This is a genomic window from Pseudocitrobacter sp. 2023LY-00077 (assembly GCF_055796175.1).
On record NZ_JBSPEI010000002.1, the window covers coordinates 169,072 to 191,999 of the forward strand.

The window sequence follows — 22,928 nt, forward strand, 5'->3', positions numbered from 1 at the left end:
GCGTCGGGAGTGCCATGATCTTACATCTGAATCAGAAAAAATACCGACCCCGGCAGGGATCGGCATTTTGCTTAACGCACCATGCAAGGGCGCTTATTATCGAACGTCCAGTTCGGGAGGAGATACTGCATGCCCATCGCGTCGTCGCGTGCGCCAAGGCCGTGTTTTTTATACAGCTCGTTGGCCTGCATAACGCGGTCCATATCCAGTTCAACGCCCAGACCCGGCGTAGTCGGTACCTGCACCATCCCGCCCTTGATTTCAAACGGTTGTTTGGTGAGACGTTGATTTCCTTCCTGCCAAATCCAGTGGGTATCAATCGCGGTAACATTACCCGGCGCGGCAGCGGCCACGTGGGTGAACATTGCCAGCGAAACGTCAAAGTGGTTGTTGGAGTGTGAACCCCAGGTCAGGCCGAATTCATGACACATCTGCGCCACGCGCACCGAACCCTGCATGGTCCAGAAGTGCGGGTCCGCCAGCGGGATATCGACAGATTGCAGCGAAAGCGTGTGGCCCATCTGACGCCAGTCGGTGGCAATCATATTGGTCGCGGTCGGCAGGCCAGTTGCGCGACGGAATTCCGCCATCACTTCACGTCCGGAGAAGCCCTGCTCCGCACCACACGGATCTTCCGCATACGCCAGCACGCCCTTCAGGTATTTGCCAATTTTAATCGCTTCGTTGAGCGACCATGCGCCGTTCGGGTCAAGCGTGACGCGCGCCTGCGGGAAACGTTTTGCCAGCGCCACAATCGACTCGGCCTCTTCTTCCCCGGCCAGCACGCCGCCCTTCAGTTTAAAGTCGTTAAAACCATATTTTTCATACGCTGCTTCCGCCAGACGTACCACGGAATCCGGGGTCATCGCTTCGTCGTGACGCAGGCGGTACCAGTCGCACTTTTCATCCGGCTGGCTCTGATACGGCAGCGGCGTGGCTTTGCGGTTGCCGACGAAGAACAGATAGCCGAGCATTTCCACTTCGCTACGCTGCTGACCGTCGCCCAGCAGAGACGCCACGTTTACGCCTAAGTGCTGACCCAGCAAATCCAGCATTGCCGCTTCAATACCGGTGACCACGTGAATGGTGGTACGCAGGTCGAAGGTTTGCAGCCCACGACCGCCGGAATCCCTATCGGCAAAGGTATTGCGCACCAGCGTCAGGACGTTCTTGTATTCGCCCAGGGTTTTACCGACAACCAGCGGGATCGCATCTTCAAGCGTGGTGCGGATCTTCTCGCCGCCGGGGATTTCCCCCACGCCGGTGTGGCCGGAATTGTCTTTAATCACCACAATGTTGCGGGTAAAGAACGGCGCGTGCGCCCCGCTCAGGTTCATCAGCATACTGTCGTGGCCCGCAACCGGGATGACCTGCATGGAAGTAACAACTGGCGTTGAATAGTGAGACATGATTCAGTCCTTTTTTAATGAGTTGCGGCCGAAAACGGGACGTTTGCGGTCAAATGTCCAGCCGGGGATCAGATACTGCATCGGGCCGGCGTCGTTACGCGCACCGCCCGGCAGGCTTTTGTAGGCGTCATGCGCTTTCAGCACCTGATCCCAGTCCAGCTCTACGCCCAGTCCAGGCGCATCGGGAACGGTAATTTTGCCGTCGGTAATCTGGAGTGGATTTTTGGTCAGGCGCGCGTCGCCTTCCTGCCAGATCCAGTGGGTATCAATCGCCGTCGGGTTACCGGGTGCGGCAGCGCCCACGTGGGTAAACATCGCCAGCGAGATGTCGAAATGGTTGTTGGAGTGGCAACCCCAGGTCAGGCCCCAGTCGTCGCACAGCTGCGCGACACGCACCGCGCCGGAGAGCGTCCAGAAGTGCGGGTCGGCCAGCGGGATATCCACCGCATTGAGCATCACCGCATGGCCCATTTCGCGCCAGTTGGTGGCGATCATGTTGGTGGCGACCGGCAGGCCGGTAGCACGGCGGAATTCCGCCATCACTTCTCGCCCGGAGAAACCCTGCTCAGCGCCGCACGGATCTTCCGCGTAGGTCAACACATCGTTCAGGCCTTTACACAGGGAAATCGCTTCATCCAGCAGCCAGGCGCCGTTGGGATCGACGGTGATACGGGCATCCGGGAAACGTTTTTTCAGCGCCTTCACGGATTCAATTTCCTGTTCGCCCGGCAGGACGCCGCCCTTCAGTTTGAAATCTTTAAAGCCGTAGCGATCCTGCGAGGCTTCTGCCAGGCGCACCACCGCGTCGCTGCAGAGCGCTTCCTGATGACGCAGATGATACCAGTCATGGTTGCCTGGGGTGCTTTCCAGATACGGCAAATCGGTTTTGCGACGGTCGCCAACGTAGAAGAGATAGCCCAGCACGGTCACCGCATCACGCTGCTTACCAGGGCCCAGCAGTTCACAAACCGGGACATTGAGCGCTTTGCCGAGCAGATCGAGCAGCGCGGCTTCCAGTGCTGCCACCGCGTTAACCCGCAGTTCAAATGTCCACGCGCCTTTGCCGAAGGTGTCAAAATCTGCCGCCTGGTTTCCCTTATGCACCTGCTGAACCACTTTATTCAGCCGGGCTATCTCCTGGCCCAACACCATCGGTATCGCATCCACCAGCGTCTGGTAAATCACTTCACCACCCGGCGCTTCCCCCACGCCGGTATTCCCGGCGTTATCGGTCAGCACCACGATATTACGGGTGAAATACGCGTTGTGTGCGCCGCCGATGTTGAGCAGCATACTGTCATGCCCGGCGACCGGAATGACCTTCATGTCCGCTATAACTGAGCTGGATTGCGTTGTCATGATGATTGCCCCGCAACAGGTTTCAGTTCGATACGTTTAATGTCGCCAACCAGTATCAGATAGCTCAGTACCGCCACCAGCGCATGCACACCGACATAAATCAGCGCACCGTTAAACGAGCCCGTGGTACCGACGATATAGCCAATTGCAATTGGCGTAACGATGCCGGAAATGTTGCCGAACATATTGAACAGGCCGCCCGAGAGACCGCTTATCTCTTTCGGCGCGGTATCTGCCATCACCGCCCAGCCCAGCGCGCCAATGCCTTTACCGAAGAAGGCCAGCGCCATAAAGCCGATGATCATCCACTCAACGTTCACATAGTTACAGAACACCATCACCATCGACATCAGCATGCCCATGACGATTGGCGTTTTACGCGCAATGTTCAGCGAACCGGTACGACGCATCAGCCAGTCGGAAATAATGCCGCCCAGCACGCCGCCCGCGAAGCCGCAAATTGCCGGAACGGAGGCCACGAAGCCCGCTTTCAGAATCGACATGCCGCGCGCCTGCACCAGATAAACCGGGAACCAGGTGATAAAGAAGTAAGTCAGGGCGTTGATGCAGTACTGGCCGATATAAACGCCAATCATCATGCGAGAACCCAGCAACTGCTTGATTTGCCCCCACTTCACGCTGAACGGCACTTTGGCTTTTGCCCCCGCCTGATCCATGTTGATCAGCGCACCACCTTCGGCAATGTAATCCAGCTCTTTTTGGTTCACACCCGGGTGCTGGTTCGGTTCGTGGATCACCTTCAGCCAGACAAAACTGATAACGATCCCAAGCCCGCCCATAAAGAAGAACACATGAGACCAACCCACTTCATGGGTCAGCCAACCCATGATTGGCGCAAAGATAACGGTGGCGAAATACTGTGCGGAGTTAAAAATCGACACCGCCGTGCCCCTCTCCTGCGCCGGGAACCATGCCGCGACGATTCGACTGTTGCCAGGGAAGGAAGGCGCTTCCGCCAGGCCGACCAGGAAACGTAAGGTAAACAAGGCGATAATGATGCCAAAACCACTGAAGATATCGACGAAGCCCTGCAAAAGGGTAAACATGGACCAGATAAAGATGGACCAGAAGTAAACGCGTTTTGAACCAAAGCGGTCAAGCAGCCAGCCGCCCGGTATCTGGCCGATAACATAGGCCCATGAGAATGCGGAGAAAACGTAACCCATACCCACCGCGTCCAGGCCAATATCTTTCGCCATCTCCGAACCGGCAATAGACAAGGTGGCGCGGTCGCCGTAGTTGAAGGATGTGACAATAAACAACATCACCACTATCCAGTAACGAGCATTGGTGCGCTTTTCCGCCCCGCTCGCAGCCTGACTTAATGAACTCATTGTTGTACTCCTGAATTATAGCTTTCGGCTACATTCACTCTGAACAGCACAACCTGTAGGGTAATCAGAATGACGTATTTGTGTTTTTATCGCAGTGTGTCGTTATGTCTTGCTGACTGCGTTTTATAACTGGCTCAGGAAGTATAAAAAGAGGTCACCTGTGGCTCACCGTGCATCTTCACAGCATTCACGCGGTAAATAAAAGAGATTTATGGCTTATGCACAACGCGCTGGAAGATACCTCACGGAAATGAAAACTGTTTGCGGGAAGAGCACGTTACAAACACAGAGGAAGGCAGAGTGTGAAACAGCTCTCTTGACGCAGTGAAAACGCCCTGCGCTAACCCATTATTAAATGGGCAAATATTGGCATTCGCCCGAGGCAGGTGGCGAAAATGAGGAATAAGATAGTGAAAGCTGCTAGTGCAGCGAACTGGCGATTTAAGGGAACGCCCTCTGCGTAGGGAGAGGGCGACACCTTACTTAAGCAATGTTGCCCACTGCTCAACCCACGGGTTCGACACGCCCTCTGGTTCAGGATCTTCGCTGGCGTCAATCATCAGCATGTCGCCGATACGCTGCGCGCCCTGTTCCTGCAACAACGCATCAAACGTTTTCCCGCCGCCGCAGAAATTAGCGTAGGTACTGTCACCCAGCGCGATAATTCCGTAGCGCAGATGCGGCTGATACATATCTTTGAGATCGTTAAACAGCGGCACGATGCTGTCTGGCAAATCGCCCTGCCCGGTCGTGGAGGTCACCACCAGCACGTATTTGCCGACATACTCTTCCCACTCGCTGACCTGCGGGTCTTCAAACACTTTGGCGGTATGGCCCTGATTGCCCAGAATCGCCTGCGCTTCTTCGGCGACTAACAGCGAATTGCCATACATGGTGCCTACAAAAATCCCTACTTCAGCCATGATTTAACTCCCTGTTTACTTTCAGATGTTCTCATCCTGACCGCTGTTGGCGACAAACTCAACCCTTTCGTTATCGGGGAGAAGCCCGCGCCAGCCAAAGTGTGACAAGGCCTGCATCCAGGTCTCGTCGAACCCGGCGCGCAGCGTAAGCGGTTCGCCAGTAAACGGATGCGTCAGCGAAAGCGAGCTGGCGTGCAGCATCAGACGCTGGCAGCCGAAATGTTCCGCCGCGCTACGGTTCTGACGCAAATCACCATGCTTGCTGTCGCCAAGAATAGGATGACGCAAATGGGACAAATGGCGGCGCAATTGATGCTTGCGCCCGGTTTTCGGTTCCAGCTCAACCAGCCCGTAACGGGTCGTTGGGTAGCGCCCGGTGGCGACCGGCATTTCGACCGTCGCCAGCCCACGATAGTGCGTCACCGCAGGCTGCGGATCTTTATTCTCTTTCGCGAATTTATCGGCGATTTTGTCGAGCTCTTCCACCAGCGGGTAATCGAGCACCGCGTCATCCATCAGCCAGCCGCGCACAATCGCATGATAGCGCTTCTGCATTTGATGCTGCTCGAACTGCTGAGACAACAAACGCCCCGCCTCGCTGGAGAGCCCCATTAGCAGAACGCCTGAAGTCGGGCGATCGAGGCGATGAGCGGTAAACACGTGCTGGCCAATCTGGTCGCGCACCGTTTGCATCACCACCACTTTTTCATCGCGGTCCAGCCAGCTGCGGTGAACCAGCCAGCCGGATGGTTTGTTGACGGCCACCAGCCACTCATCCTGATAAATAATTTCCAGCATCAGTTAGCGTCATCGGCAAAAAAGGCATCGAGCTTTTGCAGCTCCAGCAGAATAATCTCGCGCTGCGGATGCTGTGCATCCAGCGCCATTTCATAATACGGCGCAATGGCAAAACTTTGCGGCAGCGGCTGGCCGTTATCCAGCAATTGATGCATGCGCGGAATCAATACCCACTGCAACCACTCCAGCGGCTCCAGCGTGTCCATGCAAAAAGGTTGGTCGCTGGTAAATTTGCTGGCATGCGGCGCTTCGTCCTGCCAGTGTTGATGCAGACGCAGCATCGCTTCAATGGCCTGAAGTTGTTCGCGCAAATTATCGTGAAGGGTCATGGCTACCTCGGTAGAAACAAAATCGCGTGCAGGATACACCAGCCGAACGCAAAACAAAAAAAGGGAGCACTGTATAAACAGTGCTCCCGGTTCGTTTCGCAGCATTCCAGCTACTTTTCGTGCTCCCTGCTCGTCCGTGACAACTTTTCCTACGGCCTTGCGGCCTGTTCATCCGTAAACTGTTGCGTCCTGCTCACACCACCCCGATGCGAATCTACCCAATCCCTGAGTATGTCCTGAACTTCTTGCTCCACCAGGCATCCTGTCTGGCTCTCATTCTCCGTCCTGGAGGTGTCCTTTAACGCGTCCTGCGTTATCCTTTTGCCTCGTCCTGAAGCCTTTCCTTGTAACACCATCCTGGCGTATCCACTTACCTCATCCTGAGGCCTATCCCTGAAGCACCGTCCTGGTGTGTCCTGTTTGAAGTGTCATCATCCTGATGTTCACTTCACTGTGCGACTCCTTGTCGACGGACATAGAATCGCTTATTCCGCCCCGTCTTACAAGGGCCCTTCAGGCAATCCTGTAAGGACATTTTCATATGAAAGAGCCTAAGAAAAATCTTAATAAACTGATTTATAAGGAAAACATAATAATCGATCAGTAGCTGTCCTACTTACAGCCTGGCGATCTCCTACAAGGCTTGTAAGAGATCTCTCACAAGCATTCGGGCAAACTGGATTACAAATCGGGGTCTAATTGGTTGAGGAAGCTCTCAAGAGAGGGGGCGAGAGTCTGGCGCTTGCGGGTGCCGAGCGTCTCTTTAACCACTTCGCCGGTCAGATTACAGACGGAAATTACGTCCAGTTCACTGTCCAGCGTGGCGATAAACAACGTCGGCGAAAGCTTCAGGCGTTTCTGAGTGACCAAATGGCCGATCAGATTCTCCTGCACGCGACGAAAATCATCCGGGCTCCATACCTGTAGCAGCGTCAGTCGTTGTCCGGCAAAACGGGCTTCCATGTCGCCAGCATACTGAGTGGTATAATAAGTATGAAGGGGTGGTTGTACCACAATGTCCAACGCACGTTCAACGCCATTTACATTCTGTTCACCACTAAACGGCAACGGTTGCCAAAAAACCGCGTCGTCGGTGGTATTGACGATGCAGGGAGACGCTACGCCAAACAGCTCTTCGCTGCGCGGCCAGCAGTGATTCTGTTGCTGCCAGGCGTCGCAATAACGTTGGGTAAAGGCTTTAAGCGCTTCTGCGGTCTGATGGTCCACCGATTTCTCTCTTCTGGTTAGTCAGGTTACACTTGGCGCATAGTCTACCTGCTTTATAACGGTGAAACATGTCTTCTTATGAGAATCATCAGGCGCTGACGGGCCTGACGCTTGGTAAATCAACGGATTACCGCGACACTTACGATGCCGGGTTATTACAGGGCGTTCCGCGTAGCCTGAACCGCGATCCGCTGGGCCTGCATGCCGACACGCTGCCGTTCCACGGCGCCGACATCTGGACGCTGTATGAACTCTCCTGGCTTAACGCCAAAGGGCTGCCGCAGGTGGCGGTGGGTCACGTTGAGCTGAGCCATACCACCGTTAACCTGGTTGAGTCCAAAAGCTTCAAGCTTTACCTGAACAGTTTTAACCAGACGCGTTTTGGCTCATGGGAAGATGTCCGCCATACGCTGGAGCGCGATCTCAGCGCCTGCGCGCAGGGCGACGCCACCGTTTCGCTTTATCGTCTGGATGAAATTGAAGGGCAGCCTATCGCCCATTTCCACGGCACCTGCATTGATAATCAGGATATCGAGATTGATAACTATCAGTTCAATGCCGATTACCTGCTGAACTCAACCGGCAGCAAGAGTGTGGAAGAGACGCTGGTCAGCCATCTGCTGAAATCCAACTGCCTGATTACCCATCAGCCAGACTGGGGCTCGGTGCAAATCCAGTATCGCGGGCCGCAGATTGACCGCGAAAAGCTGCTGCGTTATCTGGTGTCGTTCCGTCACCATAATGAGTTCCACGAGCAGTGCGTCGAGCGTATTTTTAGCGATATTCTGCGCTTCTGTAAGCCGGAAAGCCTGAGCGTCTATGCGCGCTATACCCGTCGCGGCGGGCTGGACATTAACCCATGGCGTTCGAATACGGACTTTGTGCCGGCGATTGGGCGACTGGTCAGGCAGTAAGCTCGCACAAACCTAAATAATTTCTCAATTTGCAACCATTCTCCCACACAGGATGGTTGTAGTATTCCTACAGGCAAGGCTATTGTAATCAGCAGGGAAGACGATTCTCGTCCCGTAAGGAGCTCACTTGATTACACATATTAGCCCGCTTGGCTCAATGGATATGTTGTCGCAGCTGGAAGTCGACATGCTTAAACGCACGGCCAGCAGCGACCTGTACCATCTGTTTCGTAACTGCTCGCTGGCGGTACTGAATTCAGGCAGCCTGACCGATAACAGTAAAGAACTGCTGTCACGTTTTGAGAATTTCGATATTAACGTGCTGCGCCGCGAGCGCGGCGTGAAGCTGGAACTCATCAACCCGCCGGAAGAGGCGTTCGTTGATGGCCATATTATTCGCTCGTTGCAGGCGAACCTGTTTGCCGTGCTGCGCGATATCCTGTTCGTTTACGGCCAGATTCATAACGCCGTACGCTTCCCGAATCTTGATTTGGAAAGCTCCACGCATATTACCAACCTGGTCTTCAGCATTCTGCGTAACGCGCGTGCGCTGCACGTCGGCGAAGCGCCGAGCATGGTCGTTTGCTGGGGTGGTCACTCCATTAACGAAAACGAATACCTCTACGCGCGTCGCGTGGGGAATCAGCTTGGCCTGCGCGAGCTGAATATCTGTACCGGCTGTGGCCCGGGGGCGATGGAAGCGCCAATGAAAGGCGCGGCGGTTGGTCACGCGCAGCAGCGTTACAAAGAAGGCCGTTTCATCGGCATGACTGAACCATCAATCATCGCTGCTGAGCCGCCTAACCCGCTGGTTAACGAGCTGATTATTATGCCGGATATCGAAAAACGTCTCGAAGCGTTTGTCCGTATCGCTCACGGCATCATTATCTTCCCCGGCGGTGTCGGTACGGCGGAAGAGCTGCTGTATCTGCTCGGAATTCTGATGAACCCGGCGAATAAAAATCAGGTACTGCCGCTCATCCTCACCGGCCCGAAAGAGAGCGCCGATTACTTCCGCGTGCTGGATGAGTTTATCGTCCATACGCTGGGTGAGAGCGCGCGGCGCCACTACAAAATCATCATCGACGATGCGGCGGAAGTGGCTCGTCAGATGAAGAAAGCGATGCCGCTGGTGAAAGAAAATCGTCGCGATACGGGTGATGCTTACAGCTTTAACTGGTCGATTAAAATCGCGCCAGACCTACAGATGCCGTTCGAACCGACTCACGAAAACATGGCGAACCTGAAGCTTTATCCGGACCAGCCGGTTGAAGTGCTGGCCGCTGACCTGCGCCGCGCCTTCTCGGGTATTGTCGCCGGTAACGTGAAGGAAGTGGGTATCCGCGCCATCGAAGAGCATGGGCCGTATAAGATCCACGGCGATAAAGAGATGATGCGCCGTATGGACGACCTGTTGCAGGGTTTTGTCGCCCAGCACCGTATGAAACTGCCAGGTTCCGCTTATATCCCTTGCTACGAAATCATGGCCTGATAAGGCCTGTCACGCCGTCGCCCGCTCGTCGGGCGACTTATCCCTTCTTGCCCATTGAATCCATTAGCATAAAACGCCACCCCGTTTCGTTTATCCCCTCACATGTGCTAACGGCGTTGAACAAAAAATGACAACAATCCCTTATCGTTAATCACTTTCCCTCAATCGTTTGCGTACTCAGCAAAGCGTGAATTATTGACAACAAAGATAAATAAACCGTCTAAAACGCTATTTTTGACACTTTTATTAGTGCAAACCGCGTATTTACACTCCTGCCTATTTACCAACCATACTGCTAATGCTAGGTTTCGCGCCCATAAATTTCTGCCCAAATAACAATCACAGGCAGATGAACTGCAAACACAGCGAAGAGGAGTGAATTATTACATTTGGGATCATGATCACTGATAGATTCATCAGTTAAATGTATCTTTCCGCCCCGTCGTAGTGATGGGTGGAAAATCATAAAAAAACCGTCACTGAAAAGATTTCATATTACTGTCGGTCTTAATTCCATTGGATTTAACTAAAAACCGGCAATTTTAGTCCTCCAGGAGATACAGATGGAAAGCACTCAAACCAGCACCATCGCGTCAACACAATCCGCTAGCGGATGGCGCAAAACAGATACCATGTGGATGCTGGGTCTGTACGGTACAGCAATCGGCGCGGGCGTTCTGTTCCTGCCGATCAACGCAGGCGTCGGCGGTATGATCCCGCTGATTATCATGGCAATCCTTGCCTTCCCGATGACCTTCTTCGCACACCGCGGCCTGACCCGCTTCGTGCTGTCCGGTAAAAATCCGGGCGAAGACATCACGGAAGTTGTTGAAGAACACTTCGGCGTAGGCGCAGGTAAACTGATTACCCTGCTCTACTTCTTCGCTATCTACCCGATTCTGTTGGTATACAGCGTAGCCATCACCAACACCGTAGAAAGCTTCATGACGCACCAGCTGCAGATGACTGCACCACCGCGTGCGATTCTGTCGCTGATTCTGATCGTCGGTATGATGACCATCGTTCGCTTCGGTGAGCAGATGATTGTTAAGGCGATGAGTATTCTGGTGTTCCCGTTCGTTGCAGCCCTGATGCTGCTGGCTCTGTACCTCATCCCTCAGTGGAGCGGTGCGGCGCTGGAAACCCTGTCCTTTAGCTCTGCCTCCTCTACCGGCAACGGTCTGTGGATGACGCTGTGGCTGGCTATTCCGGTCATGGTCTTCTCCTTCAACCACTCGCCGATCATCTCCTCTTTCGCCGTAGCGAAACGTGAAGAATACGGTCAGGGTGCGGAGAAAAAATGTTCTAAAATCCTGGCATGCGCACACGTCATGATGGTGCTGACGGTAATGTTCTTCGTCTTCAGCTGCGTACTGAGCCTGACTCCGGCAGACCTGGCAGCAGCGAAAGCACAGAACATCTCGATTCTGTCTTACCTGGCGAACCACTTTAACGTCTCCTTCATCGAATGGATGGCACCAATCATCGCGATTATCGCTATCACTAAATCGTTCCTGGGCCACTACCTGGGTGCACGTGAAGGCTTTAACGGGATGGTGATTAAGTCTCTGCGCGGCAAAGGCAAATCCATCGAAATCAACAAACTGAACAAAATCACTGCGCTGTTCATGCTGGTTACCACCTGGATTGTGGCGACCCTGAACCCAAGCATCCTGGGTATGATTGAAACCCTGGGCGGCCCGATTATCGCGATGATTCTGTTCCTGATGCCGATGTATGCGATTCAGAAAGTACCGGCGATGCGTAAATACAGCGGCCACATCAGCAACGTCTTCGTTGTGATTATGGGGCTGATTGCTATCTCCGCTATCTTCTACTCTCTGTTCAGCTAATATCCCCCGCGCCGCCTTCGGGCGGCGCGTCTCTTCTTTTCCTACAGCAATGGATGCATCATGATCAGCGTATTCGATATTTTCAAAATCGGCATTGGTCCCTCCAGCTCTCATACTGTCGGGCCAATGAAAGCAGGCAAACAATTCACGGACGACTTGATTGCGCGTGGGATCCTGACCGACATCACCCGCGTCGTCGTCGATGTATATGGCTCACTCTCCCTCACCGGGAAAGGCCACCATACCGATATCGCCATCATCATGGGCCTGGCGGGTAACCTGCCGGACACCGTCGATATCGACAGCATTCCTGGCTTTATCCAGGACGTGAATACCCACGGTCGTTTACTGCTGGCAAACGGCCAGCACGAAGTGGAGTTCCCGGTTGATAAGTGCATGAACTTCCATGCCGACAACCTCTCTTTGCATGAAAACGGCATGCGCATCACCGCACTGGTGGGCGAAAAAGCGGTTTACAGCAAAACTTATTATTCCATCGGCGGTGGCTTTATCGTCGATGAAGAGCATTTCGGTCAGCAGACTGAAGCACCGGTCGCCGTGCCTTATCCGTACCGCAGTGCGGCAGATTTGCAGCGTCATTGCAGCGAGACGGGCCTTTCCCTCTCGGGCCTGATGATGCAGAACGAACTGGCGCTGCACAGCAAAGAAGAGCTGGAAAAGCACTTTGCTGACGTCTGGGCGGTTATGAAAGGCGGCATCGAACATGGCACCACCACCGAAGGCGTGCTGCCGGGTAAACTGCGCGTCCCGCGCCGTGCCTCCGCGCTGCGCCGTATGCTGGTCAGCCAGGATAAAATCAGCAGCGACCCGATGGCGGTCGTTGACTGGATCAACATGTTCGCGCTGGCGGTAAACGAAGAAAACGCCGCTGGCGGACGCGTGGTGACAGCGCCAACCAACGGTGCCTGCGGGATTGTTCCGGCGGTGCTGGCGTACTACGACAAGTTTATCCGCGAAGTGAACGCCAACTCTCTCGCACGCTACCTGCTGGTGGCCAGCGCAATTGGCTCGCTTTACAAGATGAACGCCTCTATTTCCGGCGCGGAAGTGGGCTGTCAGGGCGAAGTGGGCGTGGCCTGTTCCATGGCTGCCGCAGGCCTGGCGGAACTGCTGGGCGGTAGCCCGGCTCAGGTGTGCATTGCCGCTGAAATCGGCATGGAGCATAACCTCGGTTTAACCTGCGACCCGGTTGCCGGTCAGGTTCAGGTGCCGTGCATCGAGCGTAACGCGATTGCCTCTGTCAAAGCGGTCAACGCTGCCCGTATGGCGCTTCGCCGTACCAGCGAGCCGCGCGTATGCCTCGATAAGGTCATCGAAACCATGTATGAAACAGGCAAAGACATGAACGCCAAGTACCGTGAAACCTCTCGCGGCGGCCTGGCAATGAAAGTGGTTGCCTGCGATTAATCCCCCCAATTGCCCGGTGGCACGCTGCGCCGGGCAGTTTTTTGCGAGTCGCCTTCCTGATTTTTTATCCCGCGTAGCCTCCCCCTGACGCAAATGTTACCCTAGCCTCAATTGTTACAAGGAGGTCCCGGTGTCCGTTCATCTGCTTATCGTCGACGCACTCAATTTGATTCGCCGCATTCATGCCGTGCAGGGTTCCCCCTGCGGTGAAACGTGCCTGCGGGCGCTGGAGCAACTGATTGCCCACAGCCAACCCACGCACGTGGTCGCCGTATTTGATGATGAAGAGCGAGGTCAGGGTTGGCGACACCAGCGTCTGCCAGACTACAAAGCGGGCCGTGCGCCGATGCCGGACACGCTGGTTGAAGAGATGCCCGTCTTACGCACGGCCTTCGAACAGCGCGGCATTAAATGCTGGGCGCTACCCGGCAGCGAAGCCGATGACCTGGCCGCGACGCTTGCGGTGAAAGTGGCGCAGGCCGGGCACCAGGCGACGATTATCTCGACGGATAAAGGCTACTGCCAGTTGCTCTCACCCACCATTCGCATTCGTGACTATTTCCAGAAACGCTGGCTGGATGCGCCGTTTATCGCCAGTGAATTTGGCGTCACGCCGCAGCAGTTACCTGATTACTGGGGGCTGGCGGGGATCAGCAGTTCGAAAGTGCCGGGTGTGGCAGGAATCGGGCCGAAGAGCGCCACGCAGTTACTGAATGAGTTTGAATCGCTGGAAGGGATCTATGCGCAATTAGAGAAAGTGCCGGAGAAGTGGCGCAAAAAGCTCGAAGAGCATAAAGAGATGGCGTTTATCTGTCGCGACGTTGCGCGGCTGGAGACAAATCTACAGCTGGATGGGAATTTGCAGCAGTTGCGGTTGATGCGGTAGAACTCCCCCTCACCCCGCCCTCTCCCGCAGGGAGAGGGCGAAAACCGGCTCAGTTCTGTCAGATATGCACAATCGGTTCCCTCTCCCTGCGGGAGAGGGTTAGGGTGAGGGGGGCCTTACCGCTCGTCCCGACGTCCACCGACCGCTGCCCACCAGCGACGCATGTGAACCGTCACTTCTTCGCGGTCATGGTACAGCTGACGCGCCTGAATCTCTGCATTGATACCGTTGTCCTTCAGCGCCTGCTCAATATGCGCCAGGTTTGACGACAACTCTTCATAGCGCTTTTTCATCGGCAGCTTAAGGTTGAAGATGGTTTCGCGACACCAGCCGTTTACCAGCCACTGCGCCATCAGCGCGGCGACTTTCGCCGGTTTCTCGACCATATCGCACACCATCCACGAGATGTTGTTGCGAGTCGGACGATAGCGGAAACCATCTTCGCGCAGCCACGTCACCTGCCCGGTATCCATCAGGCTTTGTGCCATTGGGCCGTTATCCACGGAGGAAACCCACATATTGCGTTTCACCAGCTGATAGGTCCAGCCCCCAGGACATGCCCCGAGGTCAACCGCGTACATCCCGTTCGCCAGACGCTCATCCCACTCATCGGCGGGAATAAAGACGTGGAACGCCTCTTCCAGCTTCAGGGTTGAACGGCTTGGCGCATCGGACGGGAACTTGAGGCGCGGAATGCCCATATAGAACGGGGAATTATTGGTACTGTAGGAATAACCGGTGTAGCAACAACCTGGCGCGATAAAGAACACATGCACGACCGGGCGCTTAGGCGTGTCGTATTTGGCTAATACGCCAACCTCACGCAGTGCCGAACGCAGCGGTACGGTGAATTTGCGACAGAACTTCATCAGCTCTTTGCTTTCGTTGGTGTCGGCCACTTCCACACGCAGATCGCCGCCTTTTTCGACCACACCCTGCAACATGCCGACTACTGGCGTAATGCGATCTTCCGGCGGCAAATCTTTGAGTAACTCACCGACAACAAACATCTGACGCGCGAAAATCAGTGAGCTAAACGGCAGCTCACGGGCCAGTTTATCGGCCTCGCCTTCCTGATAACACTCGAATATCACATAGCCAGAGTTATCTTTTACTCGCGCAAAACCAAAGACTTCGCGGCGTGCGGCTTTATCTGTAATTTCCGCAGCACACTCTTTCTCAAACCCAGGGCGGCAATAGAGCACAACCTTATTCATGAACAACACCCTTACGTTTAAGACGAATAGCGCCGACCAACATCAGCGCCCAACCTGCGAGGAAGCTAACGCCCCCCACCGGAGTAACAAACGCCCACAGGCGTAAATGAGAGAGCGCCAGGCAGTACAGGCTGCCGCTGAATAACACGGTTCCTAATGCCAGGAAAACGCTGCTCCAGTAGAACCAGATGCTGATGCGACGCTGCATCGCAACGGATAAGCCGAGAATTGCCAGCGTATGGAACGCCTGGTACTCGAGGCCGGTTTGGATCCAGCCCATCTCAACAACACCCAGAGATTTGCTTAACACGTGTGCGCCAAAAGCGCCCAGTGCGACAAAGATAAAGCCGCTAATGGCGGCGAAAATCAGCATAAAACGGCTGGTCATGCGATTACCCTACATTCATTTATTGTTCGTAGCGGAAGCGGAATGTCTCTTGTTCATTGGCCGCTTTCGCCAGTATCCATTGCCGGAAGGCAGCTATTTTACCCAGTTCAGCCTGACTGTCATGACAAACCAGATAAAAAGCGTTTTTACTGACCAGGACATCATTAAACGGGCAGACCAGGCGGCCTGCTTCTATTTCCGATTGCGCCATGACGTTATTCGCCAGCGCAACGCCTTGTCCATGAATGGCAGCCTGTAGCACCATCGCGCTATGGCTGAAGATCGGTCCCTGCTGAACGTTGATGTGGTTAAGCCCCAACTGACGAGTATAGGTTTGCCAGTCGCGACGCGAAGCATCGTGTAATAACGTGTGCTTTGCGAGATCTGCTGGCGTTTTAAGCGCTTTATCGCCCGTCAGCAGCAGCGGTGAGCAAACCGGCAGCAGATATTCTGCGTACAATTTTTCGACACGCAGCCCCGGCCAGTTGCCGCGACCATAAAAAATAGCCACGTCAACATCGTCAGCCAGCTTGTCTTCCTGACGGTCAACAGCCTGGATTCTGACGTCGATTCCCGGATAAGCTGAGTTAAAGCTTGTAAGACGAGGCACCAACCACTGAATGGCAAAACTGGGCAATAAACTGACCGTCAACGCCCCTTTTGCACTTCGTGCCTGTAGTTTACGCGTTGCCTCGGTTAATTGCGAAAAGATCTCTTTGATGTCGAGGAAATAGCTCTGCCCCTCTTCCGTAAGCAGCAACGATCGATTGCGGCGTCGGAACAGCTTCAGACCCAAAAAATCCTCAAGTGACTTGATTTGGTGGCTTACTGCGGCCTGTGTCACAAAAAGCTCATCGGCGGCGCGAGTAAAACTTAAATGGCGGGCTGCTGCATCAAATACACGTAATGCATTCAGAGGTGGCAATCGCTTCGACATGGTCCCAGAACCTGAATGTTAATAGGATTTAACAAATAGGAAACAACGTTTAACCTATTAGTTTTTTTTATCTGAGACATTATAAATTGTCCGTTGAGCTTCTACCAGCAAATACCTATAGTGGCGGCACTTCCTGAGCCGGAACGAAAAGCTTTTTTCGGAATGCGTGTTCTGATGGGCTTTTGGCTTACGGTTGTGATGTTGTGTTGTTGTGTTTGCAATTGGTCTGCGATTCAGACCACGGTAGCGACGCTACCCTTTTTCACTTCCTGTACATTTACCCTGTCTGTCCATAGTGATTAATGTAGCACCGCCAAATTGCGGTGCTTTTTTTTGCCTGTAAACCTGACTTAGTCTTCCAGGGCAACCATCTCTTTCACATCGGTACGGTTAATCTGCTGCTTGTTCCCGTTGGCATCTTTGTAAGAAATCATCCCGGTTTCGTCATCCGTTTTCGGCTTACCATCAGAGACGATACTACGGCCATCATTCGTGTGCATGACGTAGTTCGGGGAAGAACAGGCGCCCAGGGCAAAGGTCATTACACAAGCTGAAATAATTGCGGCAGTCTTTTTCATCTTCTACTCCTTTAAGCGATTTATGCCAGATAGTTCATATTCCGTAACAGGCAAAAACATTTGCCTAACGTTATTTAGCATATGTCACTGGTCAGATTTCGCCAGGATATCCAGATTATTCTGATGGTTAGCACAAGCCTTGTCACAGGGCGTGTTTTGCGCCACGATCGCACTACTGAACCGAGGAATATCATGAACGCTTTCAACCCCGCGCAGTTTCGCGCCCAGTTCCCTGCTTTGGCCGATGCAGGCGTCTATCTTGATAGCGCCGCGACGGCCCTTAAGCCGCAGGCCGTCATTGAAGCCACGCAGCACTTCTATTCGCTCAGCGCAGGCAATGTCCACCGCAGCCAGTTTGCACAAGCGCAAAAGCTCACCGCCCGTTATGAAGCCGCCCGCGATCAAGTTGCAGAGCGCCTGAATGCCCCTTCCGGGAAAAATATCGTCTGGACGCGCGGAACGACAGAAGCCATCAACATGGTGGCGCAGTGCTATGCACGGCCTCGCTTGCAGGCAGGTGACGAGATTATCGTCAGCGAAGCAGAACACCACGCCAACCTGGTGCCGTGGCTGATGGTTGCGCAACAAACCGGGGCGAAAATCGTTAAGCTCCCGCTGGGCAGCGATCGTCTGCCCGATCTCAACCTTTTGCCTTCGCTTATCACACCGCACAGTAAGTTTCTGGCGCTGGGGCAAATGTCCAACGTGACCGGCGGCTGCCCGGATTTAGCGCGCGCCATTACCCTTGCTCATCAGGCAAATATGGTGGTGATGGTTGATGGGGCACAGGGCGCGGTGCACTGCCCGGCGGATGTGCAACAGCTGGATATCGATTTCTACGCTTTTTCCGGGCATAAACTGTATGGCCCGACAGGTATCGGCGCGCTGTACGGCAAAAGCGACCTGCTCGACGACATGTCGCCATGGCTTGGCGGCGGCAAGATGATCAGTGAAGTCACCTTCGACGGATTTACCACGCAACCGGTACCTTATCGCCTGGAAGCGGGCACGCCAAACGTAGCGGGCGTCATTGGCCTGAGCGCCGCGCTGGAGTGGCTTGCGGATATCGATATCGTACAGGCAGAAAACTGGAGCCGTGGGCTGGCAACGCTTGCGGAAGATGAACTGGCGAAGCGACCGGGATTCCGTTCCTTCCGCTGCCAGGATTCCAGCCTGCTGGCCTTCGATTTTAAAGGCGTTCACCATAGCGATATGGTTACGCTGCTGGCAGAGTACGGTATCGCCCTGCGTGCCGGGCAGCACTGCGCACAGCCGCTGCTGGCCGCACTTGGCGTAAGCGGTACGCTGCGTGCTTCCTTTGCACCCTATAATACGCAGGATGACGTTTACGCGCTGGTCAACGCCGTTGATCGGGCGCTCGAATTACTGGTGGATGAATGACAGCTTCCCTACTCGCCGGGCATCCGTTCGGCACAACCGTAACCCCCGACTCGCTGCGCCAGCTTTTTGCGCCATTGCAGCAGTGGGAAGAGAAATACCGGCAGGTGATTCTGCTGGGCAAGCAGCTTCCTGCGCTCAGCGACGATCTCAAAGCGCAGGCACGGGAAATCCCCGGCTGCGAAAATCGCGTCTGGCTGGGTTATACGGTTACGCCATCGGGTGCAATGCATTTCTTTGGTGACAGTGAAGGAAGGATTGTGCGCGGGCTGCTGGCTGTATTGCTGACAGCGGTAGAAGGACGAAGCGCCAGCGATCTGGCTTCAGCCGACCCACTGGCGCTATTTGATGAACTGGGGCTACGCGGTCAACTTAGTGCTTCACGCACGCAGGGCCTGGCGGCCCTGAGTGAGGCGGTAACGCAAGCTGCACGTCAGGCGCTGGCCTGACGCTCCGCTTTCGCCATCATTTTTTTCAACGCATGGGATACCGCAACAAAGCCGAAGGTTGCGGTGACCATGGTCGCCGCGCCAAAGCCGGAGGCGCAGTCCATCCGTTTTGGCCCTTCTGCCGTGCTTTTCATCGCACACACTGAACCATCCGATTGCGGATACACCAGCGCTTCGGTGGAAAATACGCAGTCCACACCCAACTTGCCTTTACTGTTTTTCACCACGTTGAACTCACTCTTCAGCCGCTCACGCAGTTTCGCTGCCAGCGGATCCTGAATCGTTTTCGCCAGATCGGTCACCTGAATCTGCGTCGGGTCGATTTGCCCGCCCGCCCCGCCGGTGGTTACCAACGGCACCTTATAACGACGACAGTAAGCAATCAGCGCCGCTTTAGGACGCACGCTGTCGATGGCATCAATCACATAGTCATAGCCAGCGCTCATGTACTGTGCGACGTTTTCCGTGGTAACGAAATCATCGATCACCGTGACGCGGCATTCCGGGTTGATTTGGCGGATGCGCTCGGCCATCACTTCCGCCTTAGCCTGCCCGACATTGCCAGTTAGCGCATGCAACTGACGATTGGTGTTGGTCACACAGACGTCATCCATATCGATAAGCGTGATTGCACCAATCCCGGTACGCGCCAGCGCTTCTGCCGCCCAGCAGCCGACGCCGCCGATCCCTACCACGCAAACGTGCGCGCCCGCAAAGAGCTGCAACGCTTTTTCACCGTACAACCGCGCCGTGCCGCCAAAACGCTGGCGCCAGGCGTCACTGATGACAACTGACATAGAACCTCGGAGTTGAAAAACATAAGAGTGAGAGTGGATGGTTACCCTCACCCTAACCCTCTCCCTGAGGGAGAGGGAACCGAGCGAGCGCGGAGTGACGACTCTGCTCCGCCTTTCTCCCTCTCCCTCAGGGAGAGGGCGGGGTGAGGGTGAAGGAATTAACCGCTAAACACGTTCCCGGCGCCTGGCGCAGGTTTCAGCACCCACACGCGGCCATAGTGATTATACCAGCCTGCGCGGTGTCCGGCATCCGGGCCGATCCCCTGATAGATATCAAAGTGTTGGCCTTTAATCGCCCCGCCCACATCCAGCGCGACCATCAGTCGCAGCTCGTACTGACCGTTAAACTTGCCGTTATTGTCCAGCAGCGGCACTTCCGCCAGCAGCGTGGTGCCCGCCGGAACGATGCTACGATCCGATGCCACAGACGCGCGACCAATCAGCGGCACCGCGCTTGCCCCTTTCACCGGCGCAAATGATTGAGGTTTAAAGAAGACGAACGACGGGTTCTGTTCCAGCAACTCACGCACTTCCGCTTCGCTGTGTTTTTCGCCCCACTCACGGATCGCCTGCATCGACATATCTTCGCGCTTCACTTCCCCGCGATCGATCAGCACTTTACCGATGCTGCGATACGGCCAGCCATTTTTGCCGGAGTAGCTAAAGAAGTTGAGCGGCGAACCGTCGCCAAAATCGATATAGCCGCTGCCCTGCACATCCATAATGAAGTTATCCATCAGCGAGTTGCTGTAGGCAAGGATATAGCTGTCGCTCAGGCCACCGGCATAAATGCTGGCGCGCGACGGCAGTTTTCCGCGCTTCGGCGGCATGCGGTAAATCGGATACTGGAACTCACCCTGACGGGTATGGCGCGCCTGAATCACCGGCGTGTAGTAACCAGTAAACTGGACGTTACCGTAGTTATCGGCACCTTCCATTTGCCAGGCGTCGAGACCGAACTGGCGCATGTTGCGCGTATCACCCCCGGCACGCAGCCACTGCTGCACGGCGTTATACACGTTGCTCTGGTTACCATACAGGCGCGGCGACGCGCTGCGAATTTGATTAACCTGTTCTGCAAAATCACCGGCGTTGATTGGCGCGCCGACGGCTTCAGGTTGATTGACCAGTGAGAAAGGCTGGGTAAATTTCCCGTCTTTATACTGTTGACCGCGATCGGTCGGTTTGGAAGAACAGGCTGCCAGCATCGCCAGCATTGCGCCCGTCACCACATACTTTGCCCAACGTCCTTTCATGGTATCTCGTCTTCTACGTAATTCGTGAATGCCCGAAGAAGATAACAAACCGCCAGGCCTATTGAAACGTGATAACGTCCCCTGAGCGCAATTTCGTACAAAAAACAAACCAAGCTGACGCTTTTTAACGCGTTTTCGGAAAAAATAACCATTTAAATCAAAAAATAGTTGCATCAGAAAGCGAGCAGAGTATAGTGCGCATCCACGGACGCGGGGTGGAGCAGCCTGGTAGCTCGTCGGGCTCATAACCCGAAGGTCGTCAGTTCAAATCTGGCCCCCGCAACCAATTACAATGTGAAAAGAGTTACTTGAAAGAGAGTAACAGACGGACGCGGGGTGGAGCAGCCTGGTAGCTCGTCGGGCTCATAACCCGAAGGTCGTCAGTTCAAATCTGGCCCCCGCAACCAACACATTGTACAAAAGAGAAAAGGTTACTCGATGGAAGAGTAACAGACGGACGCGGGGTGGAGCAGCCTGGTAGCTCGTCGGGCTCATAACCCGAAGGTCGTCGGTTCAAATCCGGCCCCCGCAACCAACAAAATCAAGCACCCATTTGGGTGTTTTTTTTTGCCTGTCATTTAGCCCAGCCATAAAAAAGAGCGCCGCAGCGCCCTCCTCCTGTGCCTTATCGCCTCGCCAGCGTCGCGCCATCGGCAAAATAGGCTTTTATCCCCGCCAGGATAGACTCGGCGACTTCCTGCTGGAAGGTTGCCGTCTTGAGCTTACGCTCCTCTTCGACGTTACTGATAAACGCTGTTTCGACGAGGATAGACGGAATATCCGGCGCTTTCAGTACCGCAAAGCCCGCCTGCTCAACCTGATTCTTATGCAGCTTATTCACCTTACCCATGTGTTTAAGCACCGCTTTGCCGAATTTCAGGCTATCGGCGATGGTCAGCGACTGCACCATATCAAACATGGTGTGGTCGACGTAGCGATCGCCGCTTTTACTCACCCCACCGATTAAGTCGGCGGCGTTCTGGGTTTGTGCGAGGAATTTCGCGGCGGTACTGGTTGCGCCTTTGGTTGAGAGCGCAAAAACCGATGACCCGCTCGGCTGACGGCTGGTGAAAGCATCGGCGTGAATAGAGACAAACAGATCTGCGCGCTGCTTCTGGGCTTTCGCCACACGCACCTTCAGCGGAATAAAGATATCTTCATTTCGCGTCATGTAGACCTTCATGTTGCCTTCTTTCTCGATAAGCGACCGCAGGCGTCGGGCAATTTGCAGCACCACATCTTTTTCACGCGTTTTATATTTACCCACCGCGCCGGAGTCTTCCCCACCGTGCCCCGGATCGAGCATGATAACGATAGGACGATCGCGCCCGGCCTTACCAGGCTGCGGCCCACTCTGCGCAGGCGGCACCTGTTTATCGAGATCGCCACGGTTGTAATCTTCCAGCAACGCCAGCAGCGGATCCTGAACATCCTGCGCATTCGCCGGGTACAGGTCCATGACCAGACGCTCTTTAAACCCGGCAACCGGCGCCAGCGCAAACAGCTGCGGCGTGACGTTCTGCTTGAGTTCGAACACCATCCGCACGGTTTGCGGATCAAACTGCCCGACGCGCGCAGATTTAATAAAGGGATCGTCAGCGCGGATTTGCGCCGTCATGCCTTTCAACACCGAGTTCAGGTTCACGCCCTCAAGGTCGACGACCAGGCGTTCCGGATTGCTCAGCGCAAACTGTCGGTATTTCAGCTCCCGATTTGACTCAACCGTCACACGCGTATAGCTGGACGCAGGCCAGACGCGCACGGCCACCACCTGGCTTGTGGCAGCCATACCTACCTGACTGACGCTTAATAACCACATGGCGCCCGCCCCTTTTAACAAGCGGCGGCGGCTAAATGACTGACTTCCCGACATGCTTCTCCCGAGCCAATAATGCTTACTTTGGTATTACGCATAATAAGTTTGACCAAAAACTT

At 54.7% G+C, this 22,928-nt stretch carries 21 protein-coding genes and 3 tRNA genes; 10 read left to right on the forward strand and 14 right to left on the reverse strand.

Annotated features, from left to right (window positions below; all coding sequences use genetic code 11):
* Positions 1 to 71 precede the first annotated feature (71 nt).
* The 7 genes from gudD to syd form a co-directional block, all read right to left on the reverse strand.
* Entirely contained in the window at positions 72 to 1,409 is a 1,338-nt protein-coding gene (gudD, locus tag ACWWFX_RS03215) for a glucarate dehydratase (RefSeq protein WP_442961953.1), read from the reverse strand.
* A gap of 3 nt (positions 1,410 to 1,412) precedes the next feature.
* Positions 1,413 to 2,768 (reverse strand): enolase C-terminal domain-like protein, encoded by a 1,356-nt coding sequence (locus ACWWFX_RS03220; RefSeq protein ID WP_473223206.1) that lies wholly within the window; start codon positions 2,766 to 2,768, stop codon positions 1,413 to 1,415.
* Complete coding sequence (gene gudP / locus ACWWFX_RS03225; RefSeq protein ID WP_276223993.1) at positions 2,765 to 4,123, reverse strand: galactarate/glucarate/glycerate transporter GudP; 1,359 nt, start codon at positions 4,121 to 4,123, stop codon at positions 2,765 to 2,767. The genes ACWWFX_RS03220 and gudP overlap by 4 nt, the downstream gene beginning before the upstream one ends.
* 479 nt (positions 4,124 to 4,602) lie before the next feature.
* On the reverse strand, positions 4,603 to 5,046 hold the full coding sequence (locus ACWWFX_RS03230) for a flavodoxin (protein ID WP_473223207.1): 444 nt from the start codon (positions 5,044 to 5,046) through the stop codon (positions 4,603 to 4,605).
* 21 nt (positions 5,047 to 5,067) lie between these two features.
* On the reverse strand, positions 5,068 to 5,844 hold the full coding sequence (truC, locus tag ACWWFX_RS03235) for a tRNA pseudouridine(65) synthase TruC (RefSeq protein WP_276223990.1): 777 nt from the start codon (positions 5,842 to 5,844) through the stop codon (positions 5,068 to 5,070).
* The gene (locus ACWWFX_RS03240) at positions 5,844 to 6,173 is read right to left on the reverse strand and encodes a YqcC family protein (RefSeq protein ID WP_473223208.1); all 330 of its coding nucleotides are present in this window, start codon (positions 6,171 to 6,173) and stop codon (positions 5,844 to 5,846) included. Before ACWWFX_RS03240 ends, truC begins: the two co-directional genes overlap by 1 nt.
* A gap of 681 nt (positions 6,174 to 6,854) precedes the next feature.
* Entirely contained in the window at positions 6,855 to 7,400 is a 546-nt protein-coding gene (gene syd / locus ACWWFX_RS03245; RefSeq protein WP_015963227.1) for a SecY-interacting protein, read from the reverse strand.
* Positions 7,401 to 7,468: 68 nt separating this feature from the next.
* Here syd and queF point away from each other — a divergent pair, with 68 nt between their 5' ends.
* The 5 genes from queF (at position 7,469) to xni (ending at position 13,973) form a co-directional block, all read left to right on the forward strand.
* Positions 7,469 to 8,314, forward strand: coding sequence for an NADPH-dependent 7-cyano-7-deazaguanine reductase QueF (gene queF / locus ACWWFX_RS03250; protein ID WP_473223209.1), 846 nt, complete (start codon positions 7,469 to 7,471; stop codon positions 8,312 to 8,314).
* A 127-nt stretch (positions 8,315 to 8,441) separates the two neighbouring features.
* On the forward strand, positions 8,442 to 9,806 hold the full coding sequence (gene ppnN, locus ACWWFX_RS03255; protein ID WP_276223981.1) for a nucleotide 5'-monophosphate nucleosidase PpnN: 1,365 nt from the start codon (positions 8,442 to 8,444) through the stop codon (positions 9,804 to 9,806).
* A 563-nt stretch (positions 9,807 to 10,369) separates the two neighbouring features.
* Positions 10,370 to 11,659, forward strand: coding sequence for an HAAAP family serine/threonine permease (locus tag ACWWFX_RS03260; RefSeq protein ID WP_276223979.1), 1,290 nt, complete (start codon positions 10,370 to 10,372; stop codon positions 11,657 to 11,659).
* Between the two features lie 60 nt (positions 11,660 to 11,719).
* On the forward strand, positions 11,720 to 13,087 hold the full coding sequence (locus tag ACWWFX_RS03265; RefSeq protein WP_276223976.1) for an L-serine ammonia-lyase: 1,368 nt from the start codon (positions 11,720 to 11,722) through the stop codon (positions 13,085 to 13,087).
* 130 nt (positions 13,088 to 13,217) lie between these two features.
* Entirely contained in the window at positions 13,218 to 13,973 is a 756-nt protein-coding gene (gene xni, locus ACWWFX_RS03270; protein WP_276223974.1) for a flap endonuclease Xni, read from the forward strand.
* A gap of 116 nt (positions 13,974 to 14,089) precedes the next feature.
* On the opposite strand, the gene rlmM is transcribed toward xni, so the two are convergent.
* From rlmM to ACWWFX_RS03290, 4 genes are all read right to left on the reverse strand, one after another.
* A complete protein-coding gene (gene rlmM / locus ACWWFX_RS03275) occupies positions 14,090 to 15,190 on the reverse strand; it encodes a 23S rRNA (cytidine(2498)-2'-O)-methyltransferase RlmM (protein WP_473223210.1) in 1,101 nt (366 codons plus the stop codon).
* Positions 15,183 to 15,578 carry a DUF423 domain-containing protein gene (locus ACWWFX_RS03280; protein WP_108477165.1) on the reverse strand — a complete coding sequence of 132 codons (396 nt, stop codon included), beginning with the start codon at positions 15,576 to 15,578 and terminating at the stop codon, positions 15,183 to 15,185. Before ACWWFX_RS03280 ends, rlmM begins: the two co-directional genes overlap by 8 nt.
* A 19-nt stretch (positions 15,579 to 15,597) precedes the next feature.
* A complete protein-coding gene (gcvA, locus tag ACWWFX_RS03285; RefSeq protein WP_015963219.1) occupies positions 15,598 to 16,515 on the reverse strand; it encodes a glycine cleavage system transcriptional regulator GcvA in 918 nt (305 codons plus the stop codon).
* Positions 16,516 to 16,865: 350 nt separating this feature from the next.
* Positions 16,866 to 17,093 carry a YgdI/YgdR family lipoprotein gene (locus ACWWFX_RS03290; RefSeq protein WP_015963218.1) on the reverse strand — a complete coding sequence of 76 codons (228 nt, stop codon included), beginning with the start codon at positions 17,091 to 17,093 and terminating at the stop codon, positions 16,866 to 16,868.
* A gap of 192 nt (positions 17,094 to 17,285) precedes the next feature.
* Here ACWWFX_RS03290 and csdA point away from each other — a divergent pair, with 192 nt between their 5' ends.
* Positions 17,286 to 18,494 (forward strand): cysteine desulfurase CsdA, encoded by a 1,209-nt coding sequence (gene csdA / locus ACWWFX_RS03295; RefSeq protein WP_276223968.1) that lies wholly within the window; start codon positions 17,286 to 17,288, stop codon positions 18,492 to 18,494.
* A complete protein-coding gene (gene csdE / locus ACWWFX_RS03300) occupies positions 18,491 to 18,940 on the forward strand; it encodes a cysteine desulfurase sulfur acceptor subunit CsdE (protein ID WP_473223211.1) in 450 nt (149 codons plus the stop codon). The genes csdA and csdE overlap by 4 nt, the downstream gene beginning before the upstream one ends.
* Here csdE and tcdA read toward each other — a convergent pair.
* Positions 18,925 to 19,737 (reverse strand): tRNA cyclic N6-threonylcarbamoyladenosine(37) synthase TcdA, encoded by an 813-nt coding sequence (gene tcdA / locus ACWWFX_RS03305; RefSeq protein ID WP_015963215.1) that lies wholly within the window; start codon positions 19,735 to 19,737, stop codon positions 18,925 to 18,927. The two genes, csdE and tcdA, sit on opposite strands and share 16 nt — an antisense overlap.
* A 158-nt stretch (positions 19,738 to 19,895) precedes the next feature.
* Entirely contained in the window at positions 19,896 to 20,993 is a 1,098-nt protein-coding gene (gene mltA / locus ACWWFX_RS03310) for a murein transglycosylase A (protein WP_276223961.1), read from the reverse strand.
* Positions 20,994 to 21,202: 209 nt separating this feature from the next.
* Here mltA and ACWWFX_RS03315 point away from each other — a divergent pair.
* The 3 genes from ACWWFX_RS03315 to ACWWFX_RS03325 all read left to right on the forward strand — a co-directional run bounded on the left by ACWWFX_RS03315 (position 21,203) and on the right by ACWWFX_RS03325 (position 21,528).
* Positions 21,203 to 21,279 (forward strand) — tRNA-Met (locus tag ACWWFX_RS03315).
* A gap of 44 nt (positions 21,280 to 21,323) precedes the next feature.
* A tRNA-Met gene (locus ACWWFX_RS03320) sits at positions 21,324 to 21,400 on the forward strand.
* 51 nt (positions 21,401 to 21,451) lie between these two features.
* Positions 21,452 to 21,528: transfer RNA gene (locus ACWWFX_RS03325), tRNA-Met, on the forward strand.
* 90 nt (positions 21,529 to 21,618) lie between these two features.
* Here the strand turns inward: ACWWFX_RS03325 and amiC are convergent.
* Positions 21,619 to 22,866, reverse strand: coding sequence for an N-acetylmuramoyl-L-alanine amidase AmiC (gene amiC, locus ACWWFX_RS03330; protein ID WP_231826367.1), 1,248 nt, complete (start codon positions 22,864 to 22,866; stop codon positions 21,619 to 21,621).
* Between the last annotated feature and the right edge of the window lie 62 nt (positions 22,867 to 22,928).